General features: G+C 70.5%; 6 protein-coding genes. 2 read left to right on the top strand and 4 right to left on the bottom strand.

Annotated elements, in window-relative coordinates; translation table 11 throughout:
• Positions 1–51: 51 nt before the first annotated feature.
• Both FV228_RS14120 and FV228_RS14115 read right to left on the bottom strand, forming a co-directional pair.
• The gene (locus FV228_RS14120) at positions 52–969 is read right to left on the bottom strand and encodes an ABC transporter permease (RefSeq protein ID WP_147855202.1); all 918 of its coding nucleotides are present in this window, start codon (positions 967–969) and stop codon (positions 52–54) included.
• 241 nt (positions 970–1,210) lie between these two features.
• Positions 1,211–2,743, bottom strand: coding sequence for an ABC transporter substrate-binding protein (locus tag FV228_RS14115; protein ID WP_147855204.1), 1,533 nt, complete (start codon positions 2,741–2,743; stop codon positions 1,211–1,213).
• A gap of 176 nt (positions 2,744–2,919) precedes the next feature.
• On the opposite strand from FV228_RS14115, the gene FV228_RS14110 reads away from it, so the two are divergent.
• The gene (locus FV228_RS14110; protein WP_147855201.1) at positions 2,920–3,822 is read left to right on the top strand and encodes a LysR family transcriptional regulator; all 903 of its coding nucleotides are present in this window, start codon (positions 2,920–2,922) and stop codon (positions 3,820–3,822) included.
• Positions 3,823–3,831: 9 nt separating this feature from the next.
• Here the strand turns inward: FV228_RS14110 and FV228_RS14105 are convergent, their stop codons facing one another.
• Positions 3,832–4,587, bottom strand: coding sequence for a CDP-diacylglycerol diphosphatase (locus FV228_RS14105; RefSeq protein WP_147855200.1), 756 nt, complete (start codon positions 4,585–4,587; stop codon positions 3,832–3,834).
• Between the two features lie 111 nt (positions 4,588–4,698).
• Here FV228_RS14105 and FV228_RS14100 point away from each other — a divergent pair, with 111 nt between their 5' ends.
• The gene (locus tag FV228_RS14100) at positions 4,699–5,751 is read left to right on the top strand and encodes a DUF2891 domain-containing protein (protein WP_147855199.1); all 1,053 of its coding nucleotides are present in this window, start codon (positions 4,699–4,701) and stop codon (positions 5,749–5,751) included.
• Positions 5,752–5,947: 196 nt separating this feature from the next.
• On the opposite strand, the gene FV228_RS14095 is transcribed toward FV228_RS14100, so the two are convergent.
• Positions 5,948–7,999, bottom strand: a complete 2,052-nt coding sequence (locus FV228_RS14095) for an ATP-binding protein (protein WP_147855203.1) — start codon at positions 7,997–7,999, stop codon at positions 5,948–5,950.
• Between the last annotated feature and the right edge of the window lie 459 nt (positions 8,000–8,458).

Raw genomic sequence — 8,458 nt, 5'->3', positions numbered from 1 at the left:
GGGGCGGCGAGCGCCGCCGTGTCGGGGGGCAGGCTCATGGGGCGAGCGTCCTCACGATTGCCGCAGGCGCGGATCGAGGAAGGCGTTCAGCAGGTCGGCCGCGAGCGTCAGGGCGATGTAGATCATCGCCAGAACCAGCACGATCGCCTGGACCACCGGGAAGTCGTTGCGGGCGATCGATTCCCAGGCGAGCTGGCCGAGCCCCTGGAGCGAGAACACCGCCTCGATCACGATCGAGCCGCCGAGCATGAAGCCGAACTGCACCGCCGCCAGGGCGATCACCGGGATTACGGCGTTGCGCAGGGCATGCCGGATCAGGATCTTGCGCGGCGGCAGACCCTTGGCCCGGGCGGTCCGGACGTAGTCGGAGGCCAGCACCTCCAGCATGCCGTTGCGGGTGAGCCGCATCACCGCCGGCATCGCGTAGTAGCCGAGCGCCACCGCCGGCAGGACGAAGTTCTTCCACGTGGCGTTGCCCGAGACCGGCAACCAGCGGAGATTCACGGAAAAAATCAGGATCAGGGTCAGCCCGAACCAGAAGCTCGGCATCGCCTGGCCGAGCACCGAGATCGACAGGGCGAGCCGGTCGACCCAGGTATCGCGTTTGACGGCGGCGATCACCCCGAGCGGCACCGCCACGAACAGCGCGACGGCGAGCGCGATGATCCCGAGATAGAGGGTGATCGGCAGGCGGGCGGCGAGCAGGTCGATCACCCGCTCGCGGAAGTAGAAGGAATTGCCGAAATCGAGGTGCAGCGCCCGCCAGGCCCAGGCGAGGAACTGGGTCAGCAGCGGCTGGTCCAGGCCGTAATCCTTGCGGATCTGCACGATCTGGGGGCCGGTCGCCTCCGGCCCGCCGATCGCCGTGGCGAGGTCGCCGGAGAGGTGGAGGAGCATGAAGCTCGCCACGGAGACCGTGAAGGCCACCGCCAGGGCGACCAGGATGCGCCGGAGCGTGAAGGCCAGCATAGGGCTCAGGCTCCTTCCGACCGACGTGGGACGCGCGGATTCTCCCTCCCCCCTCTGCGGGGGAGGGTGGGCCGGCCGTCAGGCCGGGTCGGGAGAGGGGAGCGACGGTCCAGAAGAAGACGCCGGCCTTCATGAAGGCTGCACCGGATCCTGAAGCCGGGTTCCCCTCTCCCGACCCCCTTCGGGGGCCACCCTCCCCCGCAGAGGGGGGAGGGGGACCTTTGCGTCACAGCCCTCACCATCACTTCCAGGACGCCGCGTAGAAGCGCGGCACCTCGTCCGGCTGGGCGGTGAAGTTCAGGTCCGACGTGAAGGCGTAGTTGGTGGCGTACGAGAACATCGGCAGGGCGTAGGCCTGGGCGGCGATCCGCTGGAGCGCCTTGGCGTAGGCGACCTTGCGCTTGTCCGGGTCGGTGGAGCCGTCACCCTCCTGCAGGTCGGCGATCACCTGCGGATCCTTGGTCAGGTCCTCCTCGCCGCCGCGGAAGAAGACCCCGTCGAAGGCCGAGACGTCGTAGACCGAGAACGAGCCCCAGGTCTGGAAGCCGATCGAGACCTTGCCGCTCCGCAGGGCATCCCGGAACGCGGCGTAGCGCAGGTAGTTGAGCCGGACCTTGATGCCGACCGCCCCGAGATAGCCGATCACCGCCTCGGCGTAGTCACGCTCGCGATAGGCGCCGAGGTCGATCTCGAACCCGTTCGCGTAGCCGGCTTCCTTGAGCAGGGCCTTGGCCTTGGCCGGATCGTAGGGGTAGCGCATCACCCCCTGGTCGTTGCAGCCGAACTGATCGACGAAGCACAGCGCGTTCATCACCCGCGAGGCGCCGCGCACGAGGTTGTCGACCATCGCCTTGCGGTCGATGGCGTAGGAGATCGCCTGCCGGACCCGCACGTCCTTGAGCGGCGAGTTCTCCTTGGCGCGGCCGAGCGTGTCGAACTGCAGGAAGCCGACCCGCATGGTCTCGGAGTTGAGCACGGTGACGTTGGGCGCGGCGCGCAGCTGCTCGGCCTGGTCGCTCGGCACCCGCCAGATCCAGTCGACGCCCCCGGTCATCAGCTCGGCCATCCGGCTCTCGCCGTCCGGGATGACCCGGAACTGCAGCTTGCCGATCTTCGGCTTCCCGAGCGGGCTGCCCGACCAATAGTTGGCGAAGCGCTCCATGGAGACGCCGCGCCCGCTATCGACCTTGGTGATCCTGTACGGGCCGCTGCCCACCGGCGCCTTGGCGAAGCCGTCGAGGCCGACCTTCTTGAAGTAGGAGGCCGGGAAGATCGGCATGGGCCCGGCGAGGTATTCCAGCGCCGCCGGGAACGGCGCCTTGAGGTGGATCCGCGCGCTGTGCGGGCCGGTGACCTCCACCGACTTCATCCAGTCGACGTTCTGGCGGGTGACCGTGCGGGCCTCGGGCTTCAGCATGAAGTTGAACGTGAAGGCGACGTCCTCGGGCCCGAGCGGGTCGCCGTTGTGGAAGGTCACGCCCTCGCGGATCGTCAGGTCCAGGGTTGTGTCGTCGGCCCAGGTCCAGGCGGTGGCGAGCATCGGCTTGTAGGTGCCGTCCGCGGGGTCGCGCCACAGCAGCGTGTCCCAGCAGTTGCGGGCCAGGATGACGCCCTCGCGGGCGCTGTTGTGATACGGGCTGACGTTCTCGGGCTCGCTGTCGGAGGCGTAGATCAGGGTGTCGTCGGCCTTGCCGGCGAGCGCCGGGCTCGCCGCGACCAGTGCGATCAGGGAGGCCGCCAACGATGCGGTGAGGGTGATCGTCCGTACCGGCATGTCGATTCCGTCTCCGACGACGACGGGCAGGATGTCGGGGAGGATCTCCGCGACTGCCGCGTTTTTCACCCTGCCATGATGTTGTGCATCTGGGATCGCAACAAGTAGAATTTGGCGAGCGGTGCGTTGCCATTCCGGCAACGAAAAGGCGCTATAAGTGATATTGGGGCACGATAATGCAGACGTCCGGGTTGCGCTACTTCCTGGCCGTGGCCCGCACCGGCTCGATTGCGGCGGCCTCGGCGCAGCTCAACGTCGCCGCCTCGGCGATCAGCCGGCAGATCGCCAACCTGGAGGCCGAGCTCGACTGCGTCCTGTTCGAGCGGCGCCCGCGCGGCATGGTGCCGAGCCCGGCGGGCGAGCTCCTGACCCAGCACGCGCACCAGATGCTGATCCGATCCGAGCAGGTGGTCACCGAGATCCGGGAGCTGGAAGGCCTTGCCCGCGGCCTGATCCGGGTGGCGAGTTCCGAGGGGTTTTCGCTCGACATCGTGCCGAGCACCGTGGCGTCCTTCCACGCGGCGCATCCGGGTCTGCGCTTCGAGGTGACCGTGCTGCCCCCCGCCCAGGTGACCCAGATGGTGGCGGCCGGCGAGGCCGATCTCGGCATCACCTTCGCACTCGCGCCGTCCACCCAGGTCGAGGTGCTGTATGACGGACAGGTCGACATGCTGGTGCTCGCCGCCCCCGACCATCCCCTGGCGCGGGCGAAGGTCGTGCAGCTGTCCGAGTTGCCGAACTATCCCGTCGCCCTGCCGACCCGGGACACGACCCTGCGCCAAGTGTTCGACGCCGCCTGCCTGCAGGAGGGCATCGTGGTCGAGCCGGTCCTGACCGCCAACAACCTGGCCACCCAGTTGCCGTTCGTGCGCAGATCCCGCGGTCTCGCGCTGATGTCGGCGCTCTCGATGCGCACGCCCCTGGACCTGAACGCCCTGGTCAGCCTGCCGATCCGCGCTCGGGCGAGCCTCTCGCGGAACATCCAGATCCAGGCCATGCGCGACCGGCGCCTGCCCCGGGCGGTGCGGGGATTTTTGCGTCAGCTCATGGACGCGCTGCCGCCGGCCGGTGCCGCTTAGGCCGCTCCGTCAGGCGCCCCCGCGGCCCGACGCGATGGCGCAGCTATGGTCCATCACGTCCTCCGCGCTGGCGCTCGGCGCCCGGTAGGCCAGCAGCAGGAAACCCGGCTCGGGATCACCCGGGGGTGTCGCCACCGCGGCAAAGCTCGTCCGGTGCAGGTCCGGCCGGGGACCCGGCAGGGTGCGCAGGGCCGCGAACGGGTTGAAGCGCTCGGCCTCCGCCGCCGGCACCCGCATCGCGTGGAAGCGATCTCCGGCGAGCGGCACCGGGAAGCGGGTCCAGGTCCCGCGGATCTGGCGGCCATGCGCCTTCACGGCGGCCAGCACGCTGGGCTTCAGGCAATCGAGGTGGATGTGGAGCTGGTCCTGGCTCCGCCCCCGGGCCGAATTGACCGCCAGCCCCACGGCCTCGGGCGGCAGCTTGCCCTTGAGGGCGTCCGACACGAACGGGCGCGCCGCGAGCGCCGCCCGCCAATAGGCGGTGCCCCGCTTCCCGCGAAGGACCGGGGCCTCCAGGCCGGCGGTGGTGTCGGTGGGCATCACCACGATGTGGGTCGGCTCGCCGGGCGCGCGCAGGACCGCCGTGCCGGGGCGGTCCTTGTCGCCGAGATCCACCGAGAGGCACGGAAAGGTCCGGTCGGCGAGCCGCTTGGCGAGCACGCAGGTCTTCAGTGCGGCCCACAGCACGTCCCGGCTGGGATCGGGCGCCGCCGCGGCCGGCATCGCGAGCACGACGAAGAGGGCGGTGATCGGCGCACGGCGCATGGAACATCCCAGTGACGGCGCACCGGCGGGGGCTGCCCGGTTCGCCGCGCTTGCGATAACCGATCCGGGACTGTGCCGGCAAAGCGTCCGGCGCCACACTGGGAGCCCGCGATGCCGAATGCGCTCACCCCGGAGATCGGCGCCCGCTTCGCCGCCGTCGCCCTCGGCCATCTCACCCGCGAATACCCCAACAAGCCCGGGCACGTCCTGGCGGGCCCGGAGGACGCGCGCACGCCCGCCGCGCTGCATCCGGTCTTCCACGGCAGCTACGATTGGCATTCCTGCGTCCACGGCACCTGGCTGCTGGCGCGGGTGCTGCGGCTGTTCCCGGACGGCACGCAGGCCGGGGCGATCCGCGCGCATCTCGATGCCCAGCTGGTGCCCGAGAAGGTCGCCGGGGAATGCGCCTATTTCGCCGCCCCGACCGCCCTGGGCTTCGAGCGGCCCTACGGCTGGGCCTGGCTCCTGAAGCTCGCCGACGCGCTGTCCCGTCTGCCCGAGCGCCGCTGGGCCGAGGCTTTGGCGCCGCTCACCGGCCTGATCGCGCAGCGCGTCCGGGACTTCCTGCCGATCGCCCCCTATCCGGTGCGGGTCGGCACGCATTTCAACACCGCCTTCGCGCTGCGGCTGGAAGCCGACTACGCCGAGGGCGCGCAGGACACGGCCCTGACCGACCTGCTGCGGGCCACCGCCGAGCGCTGGTACGGGGCCGACGTGAATTGCCCCGCCTGGGGCGAGCCGGGGGGCGACGACTTCCTGTCCTCGGCGCTGATCGAGGCCGAATGCCTGCGCCGCCTCCTACCGCCGCAAGAATTCCGGCCCTGGTTCGACCGGTTCCTGCCGGACCTCGCCGCGGGGCGGCCCGCGACCCTGTTCCGGCCCGCCCGCGTGACCGACCGCAGCGACGGCAAGATCGCCCATCTCGACGGCCTGAACCTCAGCCGCGCCTGGTGCTTCCGGTCGCTCGCCGCCACCCTGGGCCCGGACGATCCCCGCCGCCGGCCGCTCCAGGCCGCCGCGGAGGCGCATCTGGAGGCCGGCCTCCCCCACGTGACGGGCGACTACATGGGCGAGCACTGGCTCGCGTCCTTCGCGCTGCTGGCGCTGGACACGGAGACGGGATTCGGCCCGCGCACCGCCGACGTCGATACCGGTTCGGCGTAAGCGAGCGCGTCCGTCAGAAACGGCTCTAAAGATGAGAGATTGTTGAGAACTTTTTGCCGCAGGTGGCGTTGTTCCTTGTCGGCCGCATGCGCGCCGCACAAAAAAGGACCGCCCCCGAAGGAGCGGCCCGAAGTCTTGGGAGGAAACGCCCACGAGGGGCAGCAGCGCGGCGACGCCATCGCCATGCTGCATCGCGTCAACCGGAGAGCGGGGACCTTGTTCCCTTCCCGTCCCGGCGCTGGGTCGCCTCGTGGAGCACCTGGGCGAGCTGCTCGGCGGAATAGGGCTTCCGCACCAGCGTGAATCCGTGCGCGTCGTCGGTGGCCAGGACGTGGCTGTAGCCCGAGGTCAGGACCACCGGCAGCTCCGGGCGGGTGGCCTGCAGGGCCCGGGCGAGGGCGACCCCGCCCATCCCGGGCATGACCACGTCCGAGAACACCGCATCGAACCGACCCGGCGTCCGCTCCAGCTCGGCGAGGGCCTCCTCGGCGGATTTCGCCCAGATCGGCGCATGGCCGAGATCCTCCAGGATCTGGGTGCAGAAGCGCCCGACCCCGAGATTGTCCTCCACGACCAGGATGCACAGGCTCCGCTGCGGCTCCGGCTCGCGGCGGTCGTCGTGGCCGGGATCGGCCACCTCCGCGGGGGCGTCGACCTGCGGCAGGTACAGGGTGAAGCGCGTGCCGCTCCCGGGCAGGCTCGCCACGTCGATGTCGCCGCCCGACTGCTTGGCGAAGCCGATGACCTGGCTGAGCCCCAGCCCGGTCCCCTTGCCGATCTCCTTGGTGGTGAAGAACGGCTCGAAGATCCGGCCGAGATCCGGGGCCGGAATGCCGGTGCCGGTATCGACCACCATCACGGCCACGAACGGCCCCCGGGCGCCGGCATGGCCGCGGATCGGCGGCATCGGGCGGCCGCTCTCCAGGTGCAGGGTCAGGCTGCCTTCCCCGTCCATCGCGTCGCGGGCGTTCACCGCCATGTTGATCAGCGCCGTCTCGAACTGGCTTTCGTCGGCCCGCACGAAGCAGGGCGTGCCCGGCAGCTCGGTCTCCACGCGGATGCGCGCGCCCGTGACCGAATCGAGCATGTCGGAGATGCTGCGCAGCCGGGCGGAGATGTCGAACACCTGGGGCTTGAGCGCCTGGCGCCGGGCGAAGGCCAGGAGCTGACCGGTGAGCTTGGCCGCCCGGTCGACCGTGTCGGAGACCGCGTCGAGGTAGCGGCGCCTGCGCTCCTCGGCCAGCTCCGGCCGGCGCAGGAACTCGACCGACGAGCGGATGATGGTCAGCAGGTTGTTGAAGTCGTGGGCGACGCCGCCGGTGAGCTGGCCGATCGCCTCCAGCTTCTGCGATTGCCGCAGGGCTTCCTCGGCCTGGCGCTGCTCCGTGATGTCGCGGCCGAAGCCGTAGAACAGCCCGTCCTCCGGGACGACGGTCCAGAGCACCCGCCGCCGGTCGCCGTCGCGGGTCGTGCAGGCCAGCTCGACATCCTCGACCCGGTGGTCCTCGCAGAGGGGCTTGAGCGCCTCGCGCGCCGCCTCGCGGTCCGTGGGAGCGATGAAATCCAGGGCGGTCCGGCCCAGCGTCTCGTCCTCGGACCAGCCCAGCGCCCGGCTCCAGGACGGATTGACCGACTGGACCTGCCCGTCCTTGTCCGAGACGATCTTCAGCACCGGCGACAGGGTCCAGACCCGGTCGCGGTCCCGGGTCTGGGCGGCGACCTGCGCCTCCAGGCGCTCGGCGCGGGACTGCAGCAAAGCCTCGTCCCGGTGCCGGGCCGTCGCGGCGGCCCGGGCCTCCAGCAGGTTCATCAGGGTCCGGGCGAGGGCTTCCAGGACGAAGACCTGCGGCCCGGTCAGGCTGCGCGGTTCGCGGTCGAGGACGCTGAGCGTGCCGATCGGCCAGCCGTCCGGGGTCACGAGCCGGACGCCGGCGTAGAAGCGCAGGCCCGGGTCGCCCGCGACCGCCCCGCAATCCGGGACCACCAGCGCACCCTCCCGGCTCAGGGTCTCGAGGCCGAGGCCGGCTTCGAGGGGGAGGTCCGGCGCGGCGTGGCCGAACGCGGCCTTGGTCCAGTGCCGGTCGGCATCCGCGAAGGTGATCCGCGCCATCGCGGTGCCGCAGGACGCGGCCGCGATCTGCGCGATCTCGTCGAAGGCGGGCTCGGGCGCGGTGTCGAGGATGGCATAGCCGTGCAGAGCCGCGAGGCGCTGCGGATGATGGCGTTCGAAGCCCGACGGGCAGGACATGGTCTCGTTCCGCGACACGGCTGCGTCATATCCCACGGGATCGACCCTCCCAAATCGGGTCGATCGACCGCAGGCTGACGGCTTGTTGAGCCGGTTCTTCCTACAACGCGGGGCTTCAAGTTTGAGGCGGGTCCGGCCGGTGCAGATCGCCGCGCCGCCGGGGCCGTGACCCTACGGTTTTACGATGTGCACTATCGTCGCATGGCGTATCGAAGGGGGAGGCGGCGAGTTGCCCCGTCAGAACATCGCATCGAAGGATGGTTCCCGCCCTTCGGAACACGATGTCGCGAAGCTTAAGGGATCCAGCGCTTCGTCCCGGAGATCGGATCTGGACGATGGGCTGGGCTCGTCATGACCGGAGCAGGCGTGGACCTCAGACTCGACGATATCGCCTGGGGCATGCGGAGCGATCCGGTTGCGGCGGCCCGCGCGGTCGCGGCCAGCAGGCCCGTTCGGGCG

The organism is Methylobacterium sp. WL18, assembly GCF_008040015.1.
Classification (GTDB): domain Bacteria; phylum Pseudomonadota; class Alphaproteobacteria; order Rhizobiales; family Beijerinckiaceae; genus Methylobacterium; species Methylobacterium mesophilicum.
Note: the sequence above shows the minus strand (reverse complement) of the source record. Positions and strands in the feature narration are given on the sequence as shown.